At 70.7% G+C, this 21,382-nt stretch carries 14 protein-coding genes and 1 pseudogene; 6 read left to right on the top strand and 9 right to left on the bottom strand.

Going from position 1 to position 21,382, the window contains the following annotated elements; genetic code table 11:
- Window positions 1-2: 2 nt before the first annotated feature.
- Together KBX26_RS18480 and KBX26_RS18475 are read left to right on the top strand one after the other, a co-directional pair.
- Complete coding sequence (locus tag KBX26_RS18480) at window positions 3-311, top strand: hypothetical protein (protein ID WP_210865986.1); 309 nt, start codon at window positions 3-5, stop codon at window positions 309-311.
- 118 nt (window positions 312-429) lie between these two features.
- On the top strand, window positions 430-816 hold the full coding sequence (locus KBX26_RS18475) for a hypothetical protein (RefSeq protein ID WP_030333260.1): 387 nt from the start codon (window positions 430-432) through the stop codon (window positions 814-816).
- Between the two features lie 120 nt (window positions 817-936).
- Here the strand turns inward: KBX26_RS18475 and KBX26_RS18470 are convergent, their stop codons facing one another.
- The gene (locus tag KBX26_RS18470) at window positions 937-2,715 is read right to left on the bottom strand and encodes a glycoside hydrolase family 6 protein (RefSeq protein ID WP_210865985.1); all 1,779 of its coding nucleotides are present in this window, start codon (window positions 2,713-2,715) and stop codon (window positions 937-939) included.
- Between the two features lie 592 nt (window positions 2,716-3,307).
- Between KBX26_RS18470 and KBX26_RS18465 the strand changes: the two genes are divergently transcribed.
- Both KBX26_RS18465 and KBX26_RS18460 read left to right on the top strand, forming a co-directional pair.
- Window positions 3,308-4,540, top strand: a complete 1,233-nt coding sequence (locus KBX26_RS18465) for a hypothetical protein (RefSeq protein WP_210865984.1) — start codon at window positions 3,308-3,310, stop codon at window positions 4,538-4,540.
- A gap of 1 nt (window position 4,541) precedes the next feature.
- Window positions 4,542-5,240 (top strand): class F sortase, encoded by a 699-nt coding sequence (locus KBX26_RS18460; RefSeq protein ID WP_210865983.1) that lies wholly within the window; start codon window positions 4,542-4,544, stop codon window positions 5,238-5,240.
- A 74-nt stretch (window positions 5,241-5,314) separates the two neighbouring features.
- On the opposite strand, the gene KBX26_RS18455 is transcribed toward KBX26_RS18460, so the two are convergent.
- Window positions 5,315-10,384 (bottom strand): NAD-glutamate dehydrogenase, encoded by a 5,070-nt coding sequence (locus tag KBX26_RS18455; RefSeq protein ID WP_030333254.1) that lies wholly within the window; start codon window positions 10,382-10,384, stop codon window positions 5,315-5,317.
- 289 nt (window positions 10,385-10,673) lie between these two features.
- Between KBX26_RS18455 and KBX26_RS18450 the strand changes: the two genes are divergently transcribed.
- Complete coding sequence (locus KBX26_RS18450; RefSeq protein ID WP_210865982.1) at window positions 10,674-12,638, top strand: penicillin-binding transpeptidase domain-containing protein; 1,965 nt, start codon at window positions 10,674-10,676, stop codon at window positions 12,636-12,638.
- Between the two features lie 695 nt (window positions 12,639-13,333).
- On the opposite strand, the pseudogene KBX26_RS18445 reads toward KBX26_RS18450, so the two are convergent.
- The 7 genes and pseudogenes from KBX26_RS18445 to KBX26_RS18415 all read right to left on the bottom strand — a co-directional run.
- Window positions 13,334-14,359: pseudogene (locus KBX26_RS18445) on the bottom strand (arginase family protein); the annotation flags it as partial.
- A 66-nt stretch (window positions 14,360-14,425) separates the two neighbouring features.
- A complete protein-coding gene (locus KBX26_RS18440; RefSeq protein ID WP_030333248.1) occupies window positions 14,426-15,349 on the bottom strand; it encodes a tetratricopeptide repeat protein in 924 nt (307 codons plus the stop codon).
- A gap of 192 nt (window positions 15,350-15,541) precedes the next feature.
- Window positions 15,542-17,230, bottom strand: coding sequence for a methylmalonyl-CoA mutase (locus KBX26_RS18435; RefSeq protein WP_030333245.1), 1,689 nt, complete (start codon window positions 17,228-17,230; stop codon window positions 15,542-15,544).
- 122 nt (window positions 17,231-17,352) lie between these two features.
- Window positions 17,353-17,766, bottom strand: a complete 414-nt coding sequence (locus tag KBX26_RS18430; RefSeq protein ID WP_030333243.1) for an Asp23/Gls24 family envelope stress response protein — start codon at window positions 17,764-17,766, stop codon at window positions 17,353-17,355.
- 162 nt (window positions 17,767-17,928) lie between these two features.
- Complete coding sequence (locus KBX26_RS18425; protein ID WP_030333240.1) at window positions 17,929-18,348, bottom strand: Asp23/Gls24 family envelope stress response protein; 420 nt, start codon at window positions 18,346-18,348, stop codon at window positions 17,929-17,931.
- Window positions 18,349-18,496: 148 nt separating this feature from the next.
- Window positions 18,497-19,501, bottom strand: a complete 1,005-nt coding sequence (gene meaB / locus KBX26_RS18420; RefSeq protein ID WP_210865980.1) for a methylmalonyl Co-A mutase-associated GTPase MeaB — start codon at window positions 19,499-19,501, stop codon at window positions 18,497-18,499.
- Window positions 19,498-20,682 carry an acetyl-CoA C-acetyltransferase gene (locus tag KBX26_RS18415; protein ID WP_030333237.1) on the bottom strand — a complete coding sequence of 395 codons (1,185 nt, stop codon included), beginning with the start codon at window positions 20,680-20,682 and terminating at the stop codon, window positions 19,498-19,500. The genes meaB and KBX26_RS18415 overlap by 4 nt, the downstream gene beginning before the upstream one ends.
- Before the next feature lie 62 nt (window positions 20,683-20,744).
- On the opposite strand from KBX26_RS18415, the gene mce reads away from it, so the two are divergent.
- Window positions 20,745-21,218, top strand: a complete 474-nt coding sequence (gene mce / locus KBX26_RS18410; RefSeq protein WP_030333235.1) for a methylmalonyl-CoA epimerase — start codon at window positions 20,745-20,747, stop codon at window positions 21,216-21,218.
- Window positions 21,219-21,382 lie beyond the last annotated feature (164 nt).

The raw sequence follows: 21,382 nt of genomic DNA, 5'->3' as shown, positions 1-21,382 counted from the left end.
AGATGAGCAACGACGGCCAGCCGGCACAGGACCCGCTGATCGACGAGACGCAGGAGGAGCAGCGGCGCTCCGCCGCGGCCCGGCTGTTCGACATCCGCCGGGTGATCGGTGGTCTCTTCGTCGCGTACGGGATCATCGTGACGCTGATCGGCATCTTCGACAGCCGGGCCGAGATCGACAAGGCAGAGGGCGTCCGGATCAACCTGTGGGCCGGGCTGGCGATGCTCGTCTTCGGCCTGCTCATGCTGCTCTGGCAGTGGCTGCGCCCGGCGGAGCCGCCGACCCCCAACGAGCACCAGCCCGAGGCCTGACCCGCCGCCCCCACCGAGCACCAGCCCGGCGCCTGACGGCCGGGCTGCCCGGCATGAGCGCGACACGAAGGGGTACGTGAGGAAATCAGGCACCGTGTCGGACACAGGAGGCAGCACGATGACCGATCGCGATCGCCAACCGCCGTTGGAGGACAGCCCCGAGGTGGCCTCGGCGGTGGATGATGACGCCACCGTGCCGCAACTGCGGACCGGAGGTGGCCCCGACCGGGACACGCCGAGCTTCGCCGAACCCCGCAACCGACCAGACGATCTGGCACCGGACACCGACGATCTGATCGGCGATCCGTACGCTGCCGGCACCGGGGCGACCGGGACGGGCACCGGCGCTGGCGGGGACAACATCCGCACCGGCGGCGAACAGCAGTGGGAGCCGGAGGACCTGGTGATGGCCCGCGGCCAGGACCTGACGCCGGAGAACCTGGACAGGGCCCGCCGTGACCTGGCTGAGCAGGGTCGGGCGGCGATCGAACGCACGGTGCCCTGACCGGGGCGAGGGGGGGTCCCCGACCCGACCTGTGACGGTCGGGCCGGGGACCCGGGGGGAACCTGCTGCCAACAGTGCCTCACCAACCACTGGCAGCGGGTTGGTGCGTGAGCTACCCGATCAGAGCGCCGGGTAGGCGTTGCGCATGAGCTCCTGGAACTGGGCGGAGAACCACGCACCGGAGATCGGCGCGTCGCCCAGCGCCCCGGACGGGTTGTTGCCGTTGCGGGCGTTGCCGCCGTACGTCGGGTCGCACATCCGGTCGAAGCCCTTGCCCTCGTTGTTCGGGATCTCCTTGCTGGAGCCGTCCGACTCACCCGGCGGCTTCACCCAGACGTAGGCGTCGATCCCCGTCGCCGGGTTGGCCCGCGGCCGCTCACCAAGACCGGCACCGGCCTGGTTGCACCAGTTGCCGAGGTGCAGGCGTCGGTCGACCCGGCCACCGTTGACGTAGGTGTCGACGCTCGTCATGGCACCCGGTCCGGTGGGCCGCGCGGAGCCACCCCATCCGTTGCGGGAGGTGTCGATCAGCATGCCGATGTTCGAGTTGAAGCCCAGCGAGACCAGCTTGGTCCGGAACGCCTGGGCGAACGACAGCTCGTCGACGTAGAAGTTCCAGTCGACCCACTTGGACTGCCGCACCGTCTGGCCGTTCACGTTGTCGGTGACCTTGAAGTACGGCTCCTGCAGCGCCGAGTAGTTCGCGGTGTTCGTGATGAACCCGTGCACGTTGTTGACCGTGCTGCCGGAGGCGACCGCGGCGGTCTTCAGGATCTCGGCGCTCGGGCCGAAGTTGGAGTCCCAGCCGAGCCAGCCGTGGTGACCGGCGTCGATGTAGTTGTAAACGTTGCCGATCGAGCCCAGCTTGGCGAGGGCGTAGCCGACACCGTTGACGTAGGCACCGTTGGCCTTGACCGTGTCACACATGACCGTGCCGCCAGGCTGGCCGGAGGTGTTGGTCACCAGGTTCGGCAGCGAGTCGATCTCGATGATGTTGATGATCCGCAGGCTGCTGTACTTCGAGTCGCCCTGGATCGCGGCGATCGGGTCGATGTACTGGGCCTTGTACTTGGGCAGCTCGTCCGGGCCCAGCTCACCGTTGGAGGCGAGCGCGGAGCAGTCCCGGCCGGGCAGGTTGTAGATCACGAACTGGATGTAGCCGGCGCCCTGGCGCAGCGCCTCGTCCAGGTGGTCCTTCACCCCGAAGGCACCGTTGGAGCTGCTGTCCGGCGTGCCGTTGATCGCGGCGATCCGGTCCAGCCAGACGGCGGTGGGGTTGTTGGAGACCCGGCTTCCGCCGGGCTCGGCGTCCGCCTTGGCCTTCCACTCCGGGTTCACGTAACCGCGCACCCCGACGTAGGGGTTGTCGACCTTGGTGCCGGGTGGCGGGTTGGTGGTGGGCGGCGGGTCGGTCGGCGGCGGGTCAGTGGGCGGCGGGTCGGTCGGCGGGGGCGTGGTCGGCGGGGTGGTGCCACCGTTGCAGACCACGCCGTTCAGGGTGAACGAGGTCGGCTTCGGGTTGCTGCCGCTCCACGCGCCGTTGAAGCCGATGCTCGTCGACGCGCCGGTGGCCAGGGTGCCGTTGTAGGACAGGCTCCGGGCGGTGACCTGGCTGCCGGACTGGGTGAACGTGGCCGACCAGCCCTGCTGCACCCGCTGGCTGGAGTTGGGGAAGGTCCAGCCCAGCGTCCAGCCGTTCAGCGGGTCACCGACGTTCTTGATGGTGATGTTCGCGGTGAAGCCGCCCTGCCAGTCGTTGCTCGTGTACGCGATATCGCACTGCGTCGCGGCCTGCGCCGCGGTGACCGGAATCGTTACGAGCCCACCGGCGACCAGGGCACCCGCGCCGGCGAGCGCGAGGGCCCGGCGTGGGCCGGTTAGCCTTCTCCACACATTCATGCCACTGATCTCCTTGGGCGAGACCGGGCCCAGGTACGGCCCGGCGGGACGGCCCGATGGGCGTCCTGCACGGACGACCGTCGGCGCCAACGGGATTCTTCGGGGGCGCCCGACCCGGACGGGCGATGGTGGTGGTGCCCGACCCGATGCGGCCGGTCGATCGGCGGCGGCATGTCGCCCGATGAACGGGTGCCCTCGACTGCCTGCCTGCACGGTGTGGCTCTCTGAACCGCGTTCGCCGATTCTTGCATGGGAGCGCTTCCATGGCAATGGCTCGATGCGTCGCCGGAGCCGTTCCGGACGATACCCCCCGACCGCGCCTTAGCGGCACGGTGCGGCCGCAGCCGCCGGTACCGGATGACTGGGCGGGGCGAGCACGACGTGCTCCGAACGCCGCGAGCGCGCCTACCGGGTCACGGCCCGCCTGACACCACACTCAGCGCGCCGAAAGCCGCGTACCACTCCTTCACCTCTTACCGGAACAAAGGTCAAAACGCGAATCTTTCACTTCATAAGTCATGAAACCGTCTAACGTCGGTCTTAGCTCGGTTGTCGCCGGGCTCAGGACAACAGGGATGGAGTGACGCAGGTCATGGCTAAGAAGATGCTCGGGAAGGTCGTTGCGGGCGCCGCGCTCGGCGGCGCGTCGCTCCTGGTGTTCGCACCGGGGATCGCGTTCGCCGACGGCCACGACGATGGCAAGGTCTACGCCAAGCCGCACGTCGTGAAGGCCGGCGACGAGGTCAAGCTCCTCGAGATCTGCCCGGATCGCCAGGAGCACGCGTACGTGTGGTCCAAGGTCACCGGCAAGGTCAAGCTCAAGCCGGCGCGTGAGGACCGGGGTGAGGACCGCGACTGGCGCGAGGGGGAGAACTCCTCCGACCACGACAAGGGCAAGGACGAACACGGCAAGGACGAGAACGGCAAGGACCACGAGGGCAAGGACGAGAACGGCAAGGACGAACACGGCAAGGACGACAAGGGCAAGGACCACGAGGGCAAGGACGAGAACGGCAAGGACGAGAACGGCAAGGACGAGAACGGCAAGGACGACAAGGGCAAGGACGACAAGGGCGGCCAGGGTGCCGGCGCTGCCGCCGACGCTTACGGCGACGAGAACGGCAAGGACTGGAAGGGCGAGGAGCACGGCCAGGACGCCGAAGACAGCCGTGACAAGAAGGACTGGGAGTCGAAGGACGAGCACGGCTCCGAGTACGGCTCGGACAAGGGCTGGGAGTCCAAGGACGAGCACGGCTCCGAGTACGGCTCGGACAAGGGCTGGGAGTCCAAGGACGAGCACGGCTCGGAATACGGCTCGGACAAGGGCTGGGAGTCCAAGGACGAGCACGGCTCGGAATACGGCTCGGACAAGGGCTGGGAGTCCAAGGACGAGCACGGCTCCGAGTACGGCTCGGACAAGGGCTGGGAGTCCAAGGACGAGCACGGCTCCGAGTACGGCTCGGACAAGGGCTGGGAGTCCAAGGACGAGCACGGCTCCGAGTACGGCTCGGACGAGCGCGGCGGTTACGGCAAGGACGAGCGCGGCTCGGACGAGCGTGACTGGAAGAAGGAGCGCGAGTTCGTCTACTACGGCGAAGCCACTGTCGACAAGGACGCCAAGCCGGGTCGCTACGAGCTCAAGGGCTCCTGCGGCGAGGGCGAGCTGGTCGTGCTGCCGCACGGCGGTGTCGACGGCGGTGACGGCGGCGTCAGCACCGGCACCGACCGGGGTCTGGCCACTGGTGGGGCGGGCCTGCTCGGCGCTGCCGCGCTGGGCGGGATCGTGCTGATGCGTCGTCGGCGGACCGATGGTTCGCTCGTCTGACGTGACGACGACACCGGCCGGCGGCCGTCGCGGGAAACCGTGGCGTGCCGCCGGCACGGCCGTCGTCGTCACCATGGCCATGATCGGCGCCGGCATGATCGGCGCCAGTCTGAAGGACACACCCGCCCCCCGACCGCCGCAGCCGTTGGCCCAGGCCGCCCCGCAGACCACCGGGCCGGCGAGCACCGCCGACGACGCCCCGCCGGTCGACGGGCAGCCGATCGGGGACGCGCCGGCAGGGCTGGCCCGGTCGGCGCCGACCAGCATCGAGATCCCCCGGATCGGTGTCGACGCGACGATCATGTCGTTGGGCACCAACCCGGACGGCACCGTCCAGGTTCCGCCGTTGGACAAGGCCGACCAGGCCGGGTGGTACGAGCCGGGCGCGAGCCCGGGCGAGACGGGTAACGCTGTCATCGTCGGGCACGTGGACTCGGCGGTGCTCGGCCCGGCCGTCTTCTTCGACCTCGGCGCTCTCACCCCCGGCGACACCATCACCGTGCGCCGCGCCGACGGCGTTCCGGCCAGCTTCACTGTCGACTCGGTGACGTCGTACCCGAAGACGGCCTTCCCCACCGAGCTGGTGTACGGACCGAGCGACCGGCCCGGCCTGCGGGTGGTCACCTGCGGCGGCCAGTTCGACCAGGCCGCGAAGAGCTACCCCGACAACATCGTCGTCTTCGCCACCCTGGCGGCGTGACCAACGACGAAGCGAAACGCGGTCCGGCCGGTCGGGGGTTCCCGACCGGCCGGACCGCGTCCGGCGTACCTGACTCAGGCGGCGGCGGAGGTCCGCACCAGGGTGCGGATCTGACGCAGCAGCACCGACAGCGCGGCGAGATCCGCCCGCGACTCGTCGAACTCTCCCATCGCCCGTCGGGCCCGGTGGATGGACGTGGCGTTCGACTGCTCCCACTGCTGCACCCGCTCGTGCGGCGGCAGGTCACCCGGGGTGGAGTCGAGCACCTCCGCGGTGAGCGCGGCCAACGCGGCGTACAGGTCGTACCGCAGCGCCATCCGGGCCAGCGTCTGCCAGCGGTCCTCCCGCGGCAGCAGGGAGATCTTCGACAGCAGCGAGTCCACCCGGAACAGGTCGGACAGCACGAAGTAGACCGAGGCCACCTCGCTGACGTCCCGCCCGCTGGCGTTCGCGGTCTCCACCACGTCCATCAGGCCGAAGCTGTACATCAGCCGGGTCGCCCGCTCCGCCAGTTCGCGGGGCAGCCCACGCTCGGTCATCGAGTCCATGTGGGCGGCGATGCCCTGGCGCTCGTTGCCGTAGAACAGCTCCTCCAGCCCGGGCAGCAGCCGGGTGACCCCGTCCCGCAGTCGGGCGATCTCGGCCGGCACGTCGATCGGCGAGCGCCGGTTGGAGACCAGCCACCGTACCGCCCGGTCGAGCAGCCGGCGGGTGTCCAGGTAGACGCTGGTCTGCAGCTCCGGCGCCACCTTGTTGTCCAGCGCCTCGACCGCGTCCCACAGGTCGCGCAGGCCGAACACCTCGCTGACCACCACGTACGCCCGGATCACATCCGCCGCGCTGGCCGCCGTCTCCTCGACCACCCGGAAGATGAACGAGATGCCACCCCGGTTGATCGCCTCGTTGACCAGCACTGTGGTGACGATGTCCCGGCGCAGCCGGTGCCGGCCCATCCGGTCGGCGAACCGCTCGCGCATCGGCGTCGGGAAGTAGTTGACCAGGACGTCGGTCGTCCACTCCTCGTCGGCCAGACCCTCGGTGAGGATCTCCCGCTCCAAAACGATCTTCACGTACGCGAGCAGCACCGCGAACTCCGGCGCGGTCAGCCCGGACTCGCTGCGGACCGCCAGTTCCTCGTCCGGCGGCAGCGCCTCCAGGGCCCGGTCCAACCCGCCCGACCGCTCCAACTCGTTGATCATCCGACGGTGCACCGGGAGCAGCGAGGCGGCCTGGGCCTGGGCGTTGTTGATCGCCCGCGCCTGGTCGTAGTTGTCCCGCAGCACCAGCTCGGCAACCTCGTCGGTCATCCCGGCCAGCAGCTCGTCCCGCTCGGCAGTGGTCAGCTCGCCGTCGGCCACCGCCGTGTTGAGCAGGATCTTGATGTTCACCTCATGGTCGGAGGTGTCCACCCCGGCCGCGTTGTCGATGAAGTCCGTGTAGATCCGGCCACCGGTCAACGCGTACTCGATCCGGCCGAGCTGGGTCCAGCCCAGGTTGCCGCCCTCGCCCGCCACCCGGCAGCGCAGGTTGCGCCCGTCCACCCGGATCGCGTCGTTGGACTTGTCGCCCACCTCGGCGTTGGTCTGGCTGGAGGCCTTGACGTAGGTGCCGATGCCGCCGTTCCAGAACAGGTCCACCGGGGCGGTGAGGATCGCCTTCATCAGGTCCTGCGGCGACATCTGCGTGACGTCGTCGTCCAGGCCGATCACCGCCCGGACCTGCGGCGTGATCGGGATGGACTTCGCGGTACGCGGGAAGATGCCACCACCCTCCGAGATCAGCTCCGTGTTGTAGTCCTCCCAGGACGACCGGGGCAGGTCGAACAGCCGCCGACGCTCCGCGTACGAGGTGGCGGCGTCCGGGGCCGGGTCGAGGAAGATGTGCCGGTGGTCGAAGGCGGCCACCAGCCGGATGTGCTCGGAGAGCAGCATCCCGTTGCCGAACACGTCACCGGACATGTCGCCGACGCCGACCACTGTGAAGTCCTGGGTCTGAGTGTCCAGGCCCAGCTCCCGGAAGTGCCGCTTGACCGACTCCCAGGCGCCCCGGGCGGTGATGCCCATCTTCTTGTGGTCGTAGCCGGCGGAACCACCGGACGCGAACGCGTCGCCCATCCAGAAGTTGTGGTTCTTGGAGATCTCGTTGGCGATGTCCGAGAACGTGGCGGTGCCCTTGTCGGCCGCCACCACCAGGTACGGGTCGTCCTCGTCGTGCCGGACCACGTCCTCGGGCGGCACGATCTGCCCGCTGACGATGTTGTCGGTGACGTCCAGCATCGCGCCGACGAACTCCTGGTAGCAGGCGACCGCCTCGTCCCGGTCACCCGGCTTCTGCTTCAACACGAAGCCGCCCTTGGCGCCCACCGGCACGATCACCGTGTTCTTCACCATCTGCGCCTTGACCAGGCCCAGCACCTCGGTCCGGAAGTCCTCCCGACGGTCGGACCAGCGCAACCCGCCCCGGGCCACCGGCCCGAACCGCAGGTGCACACCCTCGAACCGCGGCGAGTAGACGAAGATCTCGAACTTCGGTCGCGGCGCGGGCAGGTCCGGAATGGCCTGCGGGTCGAGCTTGAACGCCACGTACGCCTTCGGCCGCCCGTCGGCGCGCTTCTGGTAGAAGCTGGTCCGCAGGGTCGCCTCGATCAGCGTCAGGTACGAGCGCAGGATCCGATCCTGGTCGAGGCTCGCCACGTCGTCCAGCGCGCCCCGGATCGTCTCCACCAGCTCACCGCTGCGCTGCCGGCGCTGCTCGGTGGTCTGCTCCCCCGGCGCGAACCGGGTCTCGAAGAGCTCCACCAGCAACGCGGCGAGCTTCGGGTACGCGATGAAGGTCTGCTCCATGTAGTCCTGCGAGAAGACCGTGCCGGCCTGCCGCAGGTACTTCGCGTACGCCCGTAGCACCACCACCTGCCGCCAGGTCAGCCCGCCGCGCAGCACCAGCTCGTTGAACCGGTCCACCTCGGCCTCGCCGCGCCAGGCCGCTGCGAAGGCGTTCTCCACGTGCGGGCGCACCTCGGCCAGTTCCTGATGCCCCTCGGGCAGCATGAGCCCGAAGTCGTACAGGTAGACGCGACCGTCGATCCGGTCCACCTCGTACGGGTGCTCGTCGACCACCCGCACACCGAGCGAGTGCAGCACCGGGAGCACGGCGGAGAGCATCATCGGCTCGCCGTACCGGTAGACCTTGAACCGGACGTCCATCGCCTCGGCCAGGTCGGCACCCGGCACCCGGGTGCCCGGCCGGGGCGCCAACTGCTTGCGGAACAGGTGCATCTCCAGCTGGCCGGGCTCCTCCAACAGCTCCAGCTTCGCCAGGTCCTTCATCGCCTCGTACGGCGTGTGCCCGTCCTTGTAGCCCTCGGGGAACGCGTCGGCGTACCGGGTGAACAGGTGCTTGGCCTGTTCGTCGCCGAGCTTGCGCTCCAGCACCAACCGGTAGTCGTCGTCCCACAGTCGGGTGGCGTCGGCCAACTCCTCGGCCAGCAGGTCGGCGTCGATGTCGCCGGGCGGCCGCGTCGGGTCGGTACGGACGATGAAGTGCACCCGCGCCAGCATCGACTCGGTGACCCGGGTGGTGTAGTCCACCCCGACACCGTTCAGCTCGCGCAGCAGGATGTCCTGCATGCGCAGCCGGTTCTGGGTGGTGAACCGGTCCCGGGGCAGGTAGATCAGGCAGGAGATGAACCTCCCGTACGCGTCGCGACGCAGGAACACCCGCAGCTGCCGGCGACCGGCCATCCGCAGCACGCCGATCACCGCGTGGTACAGATCGTCGGTCTTGATCTGGAACAGCTCGTCGCGCGGGTACGTCTCCAGGATCTGGATCAGATCCTTGCCCGAGTGGCTGCGCTGGCTCAGGCCGGAGCGGTCCAGCACCTCGGCCACCTTGCGGCGCACCACCGGCAGCTCACGGACGCTGGTCCGGTAGGCGGCGGTCGAGAACAGGCCCAGGAAACGCCGCTCACCGATCACGTCACCGGCGGAGTTGAAGATCTTGAAGCCGATGTAGTCCAGGTACGCCGAGCGGTGCACGGTGGCCCGGGAGTTGGCCTTGGTGATGATGAGCAGGCGCTTTTCCAGCACCTTCTCGTGCGCCTCGGGCGTCATCGAGGACAGCGACCGCGCCTCCGGCGAATCGGAGCGCAGGATGCCCAGACCGGTGCCGAGCACCGCCTCCAACGCCTTGCTGTCGGTATCGCCGCCGTCGGCGTCCACCAGCCGGTACTCGCGGTAGCCGAGGAAGGTGAAGTGGTCGTGGGCGAGCCACCGCAGCAGCTCCACCGAGTCGGTGATGTCCTTCTCCGGCACCGGTGGGCGGTTGTCGGAGGTACGGGCCGAGGCCAGCTCGTCGGCGAGCGCGAGGGCCCGCTGACGCATCTTCGGCCAGTCCTCCACCGCCTCCCGCACGTCGGTGAGCACCCGCTGCAACTCGCGGCGCAACCGGTCCCGCTCGGCCGCGTCCCGGACCGGGTCGATCTCGATCCGCATCCAGCTCTCGATGATGTCACCGGCGATCGCGTCGTCCGGCTCCACATCGGCGGAGACCTCGGTGAGCCGGCCGAGCGGCTCGCGCCGCACCACCACCAGCGGGTGCACCAGCAGGTGCACGTCGAGGTGGTACGAGTTGAGCAGCGCCGTCACCGAGTCGACCAGGAACGGCATGTCGTCCGTGACGATCTCGACGACCGTGTGGTGCTGGTCCGCGTGCGGTTCGTGGATCCGCAGCTTCAACTCGCCGGGCACCCGTTGCTGGGCGAGGTCCCGGTGCGCCCGGGCCGCGTCGAGCATTTCCTCCGCCGTGAAGCCGACCAGCTCCTCGTCCGGGGCGAACCGCCAGAAACGGCCGACAAGTGTCGCCGCGTCGTGATCGTCCCCCGCGAGCGCGACGGCCTGGGCCACCAGGCGCTCCGCGTTGGGAACGGGTTCGTCGAGCTCCGCGTCCTCCACGTCGTCGGCCAACGCCTCGGTCGGCAGGCCCAGATCGTAGATGGTGTCGATGCTCGACCCGGTCAGCCCGGTGACGCCCGTGTCGAGCCGGCCGTAGCCGTCCCCGTCGGTCGCCGAATCGAAGCTGTCATCGTCCCGGCCGGAGTCATCCTGCCGGAGGTCGGGTTCCGGTTTGATCGCCGGACGCCGGTCCATCGGTGCCACTCCCCTCGACCCACCGCGTTGTGGGTCACTCTGCCGCCCAGCCTAGGCCCTGCCGTTCTGCGCCTTCGTCGGCGGACCACTGGCCAGACGTCCGGATCGGGACTTTGTCCTTTCACCCGTTGCGGGTCCGAGGTTGGCCGGCTGCGGGATACCCCGCCACGCGATGTTCATCACACGGGTGCGGCCCATCTTTGAGCGCGGCCGAACACCTGGGGGACGTTGGGGACGTCGTTCACGTACTACCGTGCGAGGGCAGTCCGAGATCGGAAGGACCAGCTTCATGACCTTGTCGTACCCCCGGCCCCACCGGCCGAACCACGCTCGCCGCCTGGCCACTGCGGTCAGCACGGCGCTGCTCGCGGCGGGCGTCCTGGTCGGTTGCTCCGGTGACGACGGGCCGCAGCGCACCGTTGACGCCTTCCTCGCGGGCTGGCGCAGCGGCGACCTCCAGTCGGTCGGCATGATCGACCCGCTGGGCTCGAAACTGCCGTCGGCCGACGTGGCCCGCGAGATCAAGGACCTCTCCGGCGAGCTGGCGGCCACCCCGCCCACCCTGACGCGACGCGGCGAGCCGAAGATCACGAAGGACATCGCCACCACGACGGTGCAGGTGGAGTGGACCCTGCCCGGCCAGACCCGCTGGGCGTACGACCGGGAGGTGCGGCTCGCCCACGGCGGTGACGACCAGTGGCAGGTGATCTGGGAGCCGACCGTGGTGCACGAGCGGCTCGCCAAGGGTGACCGGTTGGCGCTGCGCCGCGACACCGGTGCCCGCGCCGCCGTGCTGGACAATGCCGGGCAGCCGCTCGTTACCCCGCGCCCGGTGGTCCGGGTGGGTGTGCAGCCCAACGGGGTCGCCGACATCAAGAAGCTCGTCAAGGACCTCGACGCGGCCTTCAAGGCCATCCGTCCGGCGCTGGTCCCCGGCGTCGACCTGACCGACCTGCCCAACCGGGTGGCCGAGGCGGAGCCGGGTGCCTTCGTCGAGGTGGTGTCGCTTCGCGAGGAGGCGTACCGGCAGATCAAGCCCCGGATCTACGACCTGCCCGGCACCAAGTTCATCTCCGACAAGATCGACCTGGCGCCCACCCGCGAGTTCGCCCGCGCGCTGCTCGGCACCGTCGACCCGGCGCAGGCCGACGATATCGCCGCGCACCCCGACCGGTACGTCGTCGGCGACCTGGTGGGGCACGGCGGGCTGCAGGGCCGCTACGACGAACGACTGCGCGGCGGCCCCGGGCTGACAGTGATGGTCGAGCGTCCGGCTGAGGGCGGCAAACTCGAACCCACCGGCACCGAACTGTTCCGCCGGGAGCCGCAGCCCGGGCAGGCGCTGAAGACCACGTTGGACGTCGCCGTCCAGAACGCGGCCGACGGGGCGCTGCGCGGCGAAGCACGCCGGTCCGCCCTGGTGGCGCTCCGGGTCAGCGACGGTGCCGTGCTCGCCGCGGCGAACGGCCCCGGCCCGGCCGGGGAGAACCTGGCCTTCAACGCCCAGGTGCCGCCGGGTTCCACGTTCAAGATGGTCAGCACGCTGGGCCTGCTGGACCGGGGCGCGGTCACCCTGGACGGTCCGGTGGCCTGCCCGAAGACCTTCACCGTTGACGGTCGGTCCTTCAAGAACTCCGACAACTTCGAGCTGGGCTCGGTGCCGTTCCGCACCGACTTCGCCAAGTCCTGCAACACGGCGTTCGCCGCGCTGGCGCCGAAGCTCGGCGGCGACGGGCTGGCCGCCGCCGGCCGCACGCTGGGCCTGGAGGGTCAGTGGGACCTCGGCACGGACGCCTTCACCGGCAAGGTCTCCACGGGCGGCAGCCCGGCCGAGCAGGCCGCGGCGTCGTTCGGGCAGGGCACCACGTTGGTCAGCCCGCTGGCCATGGCCGGCGCCACCGCCGCCGTCGCCCGCGGCCACTTCGAGCAACCGAAGCTGCTGATCGACCCGGCGCCGGCCAAGCCGGCTCCGGCGGGTGAGCAACTCAAGTCAGAGTCCGTCGCGGCGCTGCGCACGATGATGCGCGAGGTGGTCACCACCGGCACCGGCAGCGCGCTCAAGGATGTGCCGGGCGAGGTGTACGGCAAGACCGGCACCGCCGAGTACGACGACAACCCGGCCCACACCCACGCCTGGTTCGTCGGCTGGCGGGGTGACGTGGCGTTCGCCGTCTTCGTGGAGAAGGGCGGGGCCAGCACCGCTTCGGCCGTCCCGATCGCCGAGCGCTTCCTCCGCGCCCTGCCCACCAACTGACCCGGACCGCCACGCCCCGGGGCGCGACGCAAGGCCGACCACGCCTGCGGGCGCGGCGCAGAGCCGACCAAGCCTCGGGGCGCGACGCAAGGCCGACCACGCCTGCGGGCGCGGCGCAGAGCCGACCAAGCCCCGGGGCGGCGAAGCGCCCGGACACCGTGCCTTCGGGCGGGCCCGCCAGCCTTGATCCACTCGGGTTTCAGGAAAGCGCGCTATCCGGCGCGGCCGGATGCCCCAACTTCAAGAAACCCGAGTCGATCATCCGCCCACGACCCGCGTTCGGGTCAAGCAGTATCGGCTTTGTGCAGATCTTCGCTGTTCTCGGTAGCTGAGCTCGGACGCGGAGCGTCCTCGGCGGGCTGAGCGGGTCGCCGGAGCAGGCCCGGACCCGCCGATGCGGGCGGGCCGACCGGCTCGCGCTCGACCGCAGCCGGGATCATCGCCGGCACTACTCCCGACGGCTCGGCCTTCGGGTGCCCGAGCAGGCCCGGTTGCGCCGAATCGACAGCGCCGTCGCGGTCGGCATCAGCCAGTCCCCCACCGGGGCCATCGCCGCCGGCAAGATCCACGGCGTCAAGCCCGTCCAGCCGCGCAGCACCGTCCAGCCGCCCCGCTGCACCGGACCGTCCGTCACCATCCAGCCGCGCCACGCCATCAAGCCGCTTGGCATCATCCAGCCGCGCCACGCCGCCAAGCCGCTCGGCACCGTCCCGCCGCTCCATGCCGCCAACCCGCTCCACCCGGTCGCTGGTGCGCCGAGGGCTGGGCGTCGGCCGGGCCGACAGCAGTCGGGGCGGCACCGCTTCCGGGGCTGTCACCGGCGCCAGACCGGCGACCACCGTGTTGACGATCTCGGCCGCGTACGAGCCGTCCGGGTCGTAGTCCGGGTCGAAGACGGTCAGCTCCACGCCGAGGCAGTGCGGGGTGTCGACCAGGCCGGCGAGCAGGATCTCCAGTTCGGCGAAGGCGATCCCACCCGGGTCGGGGGCGTCCACGGCGGGCATCACCGCCGGGTCGAGCACGTCCACGTCGATGTGCACCCAGTAGCCCGCGCAGTCGGCGAGCTGCTCGTGCGCCCACTGGGCCGTCCGGGCGGCGCCTTCGGCCCGCAGTGCCGGCACCGGTCGGGTGGTGATCCCGGCGGCCTGGAGGTCGAGCCGGTACTCGTCCTGGGCGCGGATGCCGAGCACCACCACGTCGATGTCGCGGAAGTAGGGCCGACGACCCTCCAGCGCGGCCAGGTCCGCCTGCCCCCGCCCAGTGACCAGGGCCAGGTCCTCACCGGCGGCGGCACCGACGTAGGAAGCGTTGCCGGGGTGCCGGAAGTCGGAGTGCCCGTCGACGAAGACCAACCCGATCCGCCCGCCGACGGCCTCACCGAGGCGGTGCATGGCCAGGGCCGAGCCGAGCAGCACGGAGCAGTCGCCGCCCAGCACCACCGGGAACTCGCCCCGGTCGATGATCGAGCCGATGCGTTCGGCGAGGGCCAGCGAGTAGTCGGCGATCTCGCGGGCGTGACACACCCCGTCGCCGGGCCGCCAGTCGCCCGGGTCGTACCGGGCGGGGGTGACGCAGCCGGCGTCGCGGGCCCGGAGCCGGGCCAGCAGGTCGTGGTCGCGCAGCGCCCCGGGCGCCTTGGCGCAACCCGGGACCGACGTGGGCGTCGGCGGCCGTAGACCGAGATTTGTCGGCGCGTCGAGGACGGCGATCCGGCGCATCATGAGCTCCCGTCCTCGGTGGTCGGGCGGGCCGGCCGGAACGCCGGCCCGCGCTGGCGTGCTACGAACTCAGAACAGGGCGCTGGCGAGGGCCCGACGCGCCGAGGCGACCGCCGGGTCGTCCGGGCCGGCGATCGAGAAGAGCGAGACCAGGTGCTGGCGGGCCGTCTCACGATCCTCACCGGCGGTGCGCCGGACCAGGGCGACGAGCCGCGCGTACGCCTGCTCGGCCAGGCCGCTGAGCACCTCGATGTCGGCGGCCAGCAGTTGGGCGGCGACATCGTCGGGGGCGCTCTCGGCGGCGGCCAGCGCGGCGGACGGGTCGGCGCCGGCCACCCGCCGGGCCACCCCGACCTGGGCCAGTCCCGCGGTGGCGGCGGCGTCCGCCGGGGCGTCGGCGAGGATCTTGCGGTACGCCTGCTCGGCGGCGTCCAGATCGCCGCTCATCAACGCGTCGTCGGCCTCGTCGAGGCGCGGGTCCTCCGGCTCGGCGACTGTCACGCCGCCGGCCTTGAGCACGGCCTGGATCCACTGCCGCAACTGCGGCTCGGGCACCACTCCGGAGAAGGCGTCGACCGGCTGACCACCGACGACCGCGTAGACCATGGGAATGCCCTGCACCCGGAACATCTGGGCGATTCGGGGATTTTCCTGCACGTCGACCCGGGCCAGCACCCAGGCGCCGCCACCCTCGGCGTTCAGCCGCTCCAGGACCGGGGCGAACTCGTCGCTCTCCGGGAAGCCGGCCGCGCCGAAGAACACGACGACGGGCGTGGTCATCGAGCGTTCGAGCACGTCGGACTGGATGGTCGCCTCGGTGACGTCCACGATGGCGGTGTCACCGCCAGCGGAGGGCGCACCGGGTGTGCCGTTGGACGGGCCGCCCTGAGGGGGCGTGCCGGGGCGGGTACCTGCTGGTGCGGGGCCACGCAGCGTGCTGAGGTCGACCGCGCCGCGGGTGAAGATCGACGAGGTGATCCGTGGGTCGCTCATGGTTACCTAGTCTCGCACGTGAGCCCCCGATCTCAGCTCACCCGCAACCCCGACGTTGCAACTCTCACGCCCCCACCCGCACCCCGCCCTCACCCCCGCGATCTTGCACATTCTGTCGCCGATACGCCACATTCACGCCTTATGACGGCACCGAAACCGCAAGATCGACGCGGGTGAGGGAGGGAGGGAGGGTTAGAAGCGTGCTGGCTCTCGGTAGGTGCCCCACTCGGCGCGCAGGGCGTCGCAGATCTCGCCCAACGTCGCCTCGGCGCGGACCGCGTCGAGCATGGCGGGGATCATGTTCTCGTCGGTACGGCTCGCCTCGATCATCCGGGTCACCGCCGCGCGGACCGCCGACTCGTCCCGCGCGCTCTTGCGCTCGGCGAGCACCCGACGCTGCTCCAGCTCCACCTCGTGCGAGATGCGCAGGATCTCCAGCTCCTTGGCGACGGTGCCGGTGTGGCAGTTGACCCCGACGATCTTCTTGTCGCCCTTTTCGAGGGCCTGCTGGTAGACGAAGGCCGACTCGGCGATGTGCCCGGTGAACCAGCCGTCCTCGATGCCGCGCAGGATGCCCGAGGTCATCGGACCGATCTGGTGCGGCCCGTCCCCGCCGAGCTGCCGGATCCGGGCGAAGATCTCCTCCGCCTCGGCCTCGATCTTGTCGGTCAGCGCCTCGACGTACCAGGAGCCGCCGAGCGGGTCGGCCACGTTGACCACACCGGTCTCCTCCATCAGCACCTGCTGGGTACGCAGGGCGATCTCGGCGGACTCGTCGGTGGGCAGCGCCAGGGTCTCGTCCAGCGCGTTGGTGTGCAGCGAGTTCGTGCCGCCGAGCACCGCCGCGAGCGCCTCGACGGCGGTGCGTACCACGTTGTTGACCGGCTGCTGGGCGGTCAGCGACACCCCGGCGGTCTGCGTGTGGAACCGCAGCCACAGGGCCTTCTCACTGGTCGCGCCGTACACGTCACGCAGCCAGCGGGCCCAGATCCGGCGGGCGGCCCGGAACTTGGCGATCTCCTCGAAGAAGTCGAGGTGCGAATCGAAGAAGAAGCTCAGCCCCGGGGCGAAGACGTTCACGTCCAGCCCGCGCGACAGACCCAGCTCGACGTAGCCGAAGCCGTCCGCCAGGGTGTACGCCAACTCCTGCGCGGCGGTCGAGCCGGCCTCGCGGATGTGGTAGCCGGAAACCGACAGCGGCTTGTAGCGCGGGATCTCCCGGGCGCAGTACTCCATCAGGTCGCCGATCAGGCGCAGGTGCGGCTCCGGGTCGAAGAGCCACTCCTTCTGCGCGATGTACTCCTTGAAGATGTCCGTCTGCAGGGTGCCGTCCAGCTTGGACAGATCGGCGCCCTGCCGCTCGGCGGCGACCAGGTACATGCAGAACACCGGCACGGCCGGGCCGGAGATGGTCATCGAGGTGGTGACGCCGGACAGGTCGATGCCGTCGAAGAGTGCCTGCATGTCGGTGGCGGTGTCGATGGCCACGCCGCAGTGGCCGACCTCGCCGAGCGCCTGCGGGTCGTCCGAGTCGCGGCCCATCAGCGTCGGCATGTCGAACGCGACCGACAGGCCGCCGCCACCGGCGCCCAGGATCATCTTGTAACGCTCGTTGGTCTGCTGGGCGTTGCCGAAGCCGGCGAACTGCCGGATCGTCCAGGTCCGCCCGCGGTAGCCGGTCGGATACAGACCCCTGGTGTACGGGTACTCGCCCGGCCAGCCGATCCGTTCGAAGCCCGGGTACGCGCTGCCCTCGGGTGGCCCGTAGACGGGCTCCACCGGCATCCCGGAGAGCGTGGTGAAGTCCGCGTCCCGCTTGCGCGCGGCGTCGTACCGGGCCTGCCAGCGCGCCCGGCCGGCGTCGATCTCGTCGGCGTCCATGAGCAGGGCTCCTCCTCGGGTCCTCGACTGCACGTCGAGTGTAAGGCCCCCACCTGAACGATCGCTAAGTCGTGTCGTACCGGCAAGTAACACCCCGCCGCACGGGACGGCCGCAACCCGACTCAGACCGTCGGCGACCCCACGGACCCGCCCATCGCCACGTCGTCGACCCGGATGTTGACCTCGTCCACCCGCAGCCCGTACGCCTCGACCGCCTCGGTCACCTGGGCGCGTACCTGACCGGTGATCTCCGGCACCGGCCGACCTGCCTCGATCACCAACACCAGGTTGACCACGGCGGCGTCCCCTGTCACATGGGCCGAGCAACCCCGCCGGGCGTCACCCACCTGGTCCAGCCCGACCCGGTCGAGAACCGCGTTGAAGAACCGGGCGACGTCCCCGCCCAGGTCGGCCACGCCGGGCACCGCGCGGGCAGCCGCGACGGCGATCTTCTCGATCACCTCGTCCGCGACCTGGGTCGTGCCACCGGCCGGCACCGACGCCCTGGTCAGCTTCTGCGTTGCTTCCAGGTCCACAGTCGCTCCCTGCTCCTCGCACCACCGTGTCTGGGGGCACGTCCTGCCCTCCGACGACGGTGGGCGGTGCGAGCCTACTGCGACGGTGCGGCCCCGGGCTGTCCCCGGTGGATGGTCAACGGACGGCCCACCAGCCGTCACCGGCCGCCGGGCAGGTACGCCTCAGGCCCCGGCAGTCGCCCCGGGCTGGTTCAGCTCGATGTCGTCCACAGTGACGTTGACCTGGGTGACAGTGAGGCCGTACTTCTCCACCGCCTCGATCACCGCGGCCCGCACCGCCTCGGTCACGTCGGTCACGACGTGCCCGGCGTCGATCACCAGGACCACGTTGATGACGACGGAGCCGCCCTTCACGTCGGCCGACACGCCCCGCCGAGCGTCGCCCACCTGGTCCAGGCCGACCTTGTCCAACACGCTGTTGAAGAACCGGGACACGTCACCACCGAGATCGGCGACACCGGGCACGGTACGAGCGGCCGCACCGGCGATCTTCTCCACGACCTCGTCGGAAACCGACGTGGCACCCCGGGCCGCGCCCGTCGCGGGCGACACCGCACCGGCGTTCTCCACCGCGTCCGTCATGATCACATCTCCCCTGGTCCCGGTGCGATGTGGGCCGACCGTCTCGTCAGCCCGCCGCGCGACGGCCGACCGCCGGCCACGCGCCGCGAGCCTACTAAAACCGGAGCCAGCTTCGCGTCCGGGCGCTCGGTGCCGGCGCGCCTTCCGGTCAGCGGGCGAGCTGGGCGAGCAACTCGTCCGCCGCCGTGTACGGGTCGGTCGCGCCCTCGGCCACCCGGGCGGCGAGAGTGGACAACTGCGTACCGTCGCGAAGGGACCCGATCCGGGCGCGGAGGGTGCCGAGCGCGATCGCCTCGATCTCGGCGGCGGCCCGCGCCTCCTGGCGGCGGCGCAGCTCGCCGTGCTCGACCAGCCAGCCCCGGTGCTTGTCGATGGCGGCGGCGATGTCGTCGATGCCCTCGCCGCGCGCGGCGACCGACCGGACCACCTGCGGCCGCCACTGCCCCGGGCCGCGCTCACCGAGAGCGATCATGCCCTGGATGTCCCGGACGGTGGCGTCGACGCCGTCCCGGTCCGCCTTGTTGACCACGAACACGTCGGCGATCTCCAGGATGCCGGCCTTGACCGCCTGGATCGCGTCACCCATCCCGGGGGCGAGCAGCACCAGCGTCGTGTCGGCCAGCGAGGCGACCTCCACCTCGGCCTGCCCGACGCCGACGGTCTCCACCAGCACCACGTCGCAGCCGGCGCCCTCCAGCACCCGGACCGCCTGCGGCGTCGCCGCTGCCAACCCGCCGAGGTGCCCCCGGCTGGACATCGACCGGATGTAGACGCCCGGATCGGTGGCGTGGTCCTGCATCCGCACCCGGTCACCGAGGATCGCCCCACCCGTGAACGGGCTGGACGGGTCGACCGCCAGCACACCGACCCGGTGCCCCTGCGCCCGCAGCGCCCGGACCAGCTCGTTCGTGGTGGTCGACTTGCCCACCCCGGGTGAACCGGTCAGCCCGACCACCTGCGCCTGCCCCGCGTACGGCGCCAGCGCCGCGGCGATCGCCGGGAGCAGCTCGTCGCCGTTCTCCACCAGGGTGATCAGGCGGGCCACCGCGCGGGGGTCACCCGCGCGGGCCCGCTCGACCAGCAGCGGTACGTCCCGACTACGGCGCACCGACGTGCTGCCCGCCGCCGGGACGGGCTCGGCCTCTCCGCTCACTGGCCCGGCACGTGGATGATCAGCGCGTCGCCCTGCCCACCGCCGCCGCAGAGCGCCGCCGCGCCGGTGCCACCACCGCGGCGCTTCAGCTCCAGGGCGAGGGTGAGGACGAGACGCGCGCCGGACATGCCGATCGGGTGGCCGAGCGCGATCGCGCCACCGTTGACGTTCACCTTGTCCGGGCTGATCCCGAGGTCCCGGGTGGACTGGATGCCGACCTGGGCGAACGCCTCGTTGATCTCGATGAGGTCCAGGTCCGCGACGCTCAGGCCGCCCTTCTTCAGGGCGTGGTTGATCGCATTGGACGGCTGCGAGTGCAGGGAGTTGTCCGGGCCCGCCACGTTGCCGTGCGCGCCGATCTCGGCCAGCCAGGTCAGCCCCAGCTCCTTCGCCTTGGCCTTGCTCATGACGAGCACCGCGGCGGCGCCGTCGGAGATCGGCGACGAGCTGCCCGCGGTGATGGTGCCGTCCTTCGCGAAGGCGGGGCGCAGCTTGGCCAGCGACTCGACGGTGGTGTCCGGGCGGATGCCCTCGTCCTCGCTGATCACCAGCGGGTCACCCTTGCGCTGCGGGATGACCACCGGGGTGATCTCGTCGGCGAAGTGGCCGTTCTTCTGCGCGGCGGCGGCCCGCTGGTGGCTGGCGGCGGCGAAGGCGTCCTGCTCCGTGCGGGAGATGCCGTGCTTGACGCCGAGCCGCTCGGTCGACTCGCCCATCGAGCAGCAGTCCCAGGCGTCGCTGAGCCCGTCGTGCGCCATGTGGTCCTTGACCACCACGTCGCCGTACTTGTAGCCGGTGCGCTGGCCCATCAGCAGGTGCGGGGCGTTGGTCATCGACTCCATGCCGCCGGCCACCACGATGTCGAACTCGCCAGCCCGGATCAGCTGGTCGGCCAGGGCGATCGCGTCCAGGCCGGAAAGGCAGACCTTGTTGATGGTCAGCGCCGGCACCGACATCGGTACGCCGGCCTCGACCGCCGCCTGCCGGGCCGGGATCTGACCGGCGCCGGCCTGCAACACCTGCCCCATGATCACGTACTGGACCTGGTCCGGGCTGACGCCGGCCCGCTCCAGCGCCGCCTTGATGGCGATCCCGCCGAGCTTGGTGGCGGGAAGGTCCTTGAGGTTGCCCAGCAGCCGGCCCATCGGGGTCCGCGCGCCGCTGACGATCACCGAAGCCATGCCTGCCTCCGAGGGGGGTGCCGAGCTGTACGCCTTAACGATTGTTCGGCCAGACTAGCGCCATGGCAGAGAACTCCCCCGTCGAGCCCGGTGCGGACTACGTCACAGACATCGGGCTTCGCAAGATTGACCACGTCGGGATCGCCGTGGCCGACCTGGACGCCGCGATCGACTTCTACCAGCGGACGTTCGGGATGCGCTGCGTACACGTGGAGACCAACGCCGAGCAGGGCGTCCGGGAAGCGATGCTGGCCGTCGGGCCGACCACCGAGGGCGGCTGCGTGCAGTTGCTCGCCCCGCTCACCCCGGAGTCGACGATCGCGAAGTTCCTGGACCGCAACGGGCCGGGCGTGCAGCAGGTCGCGTACACCGTGGTGGACATCGACGCGGCCTGCGCGGCACTGCGCGAGCGCGGCATGCGGCTTCTCTACGATGCCCCGAGGCGCGGCACTGCGGACAGCCGGATCAACTTCGTCCACCCGAAGGACGCCGGCGGCGTCCTCGTCGAACTGGTCGAGCCCGCCGCAGCCCACTAGCCCTGCGCCCCGCCCCGCCCCCTGCCGCCCCACCCCGCGCCGCACTGCTGCGCACCACGTGCGACACGGCGACACCGCACGCCGCACGCCGTGATCGCGCTGCAACAGGGATCTAGTGGTCTCCCACCGCCGTGACACCACTACATCAAGGATCGAGCACGATC

The sequence above is a fragment of the Micromonospora sp. C97 genome, assembly GCF_018070385.1.
Classification (GTDB): domain Bacteria; phylum Actinomycetota; class Actinomycetes; order Mycobacteriales; family Micromonosporaceae; genus Micromonospora; species Micromonospora parva.
This window is presented reverse-complemented; position numbering and strand designations above follow the sequence as displayed.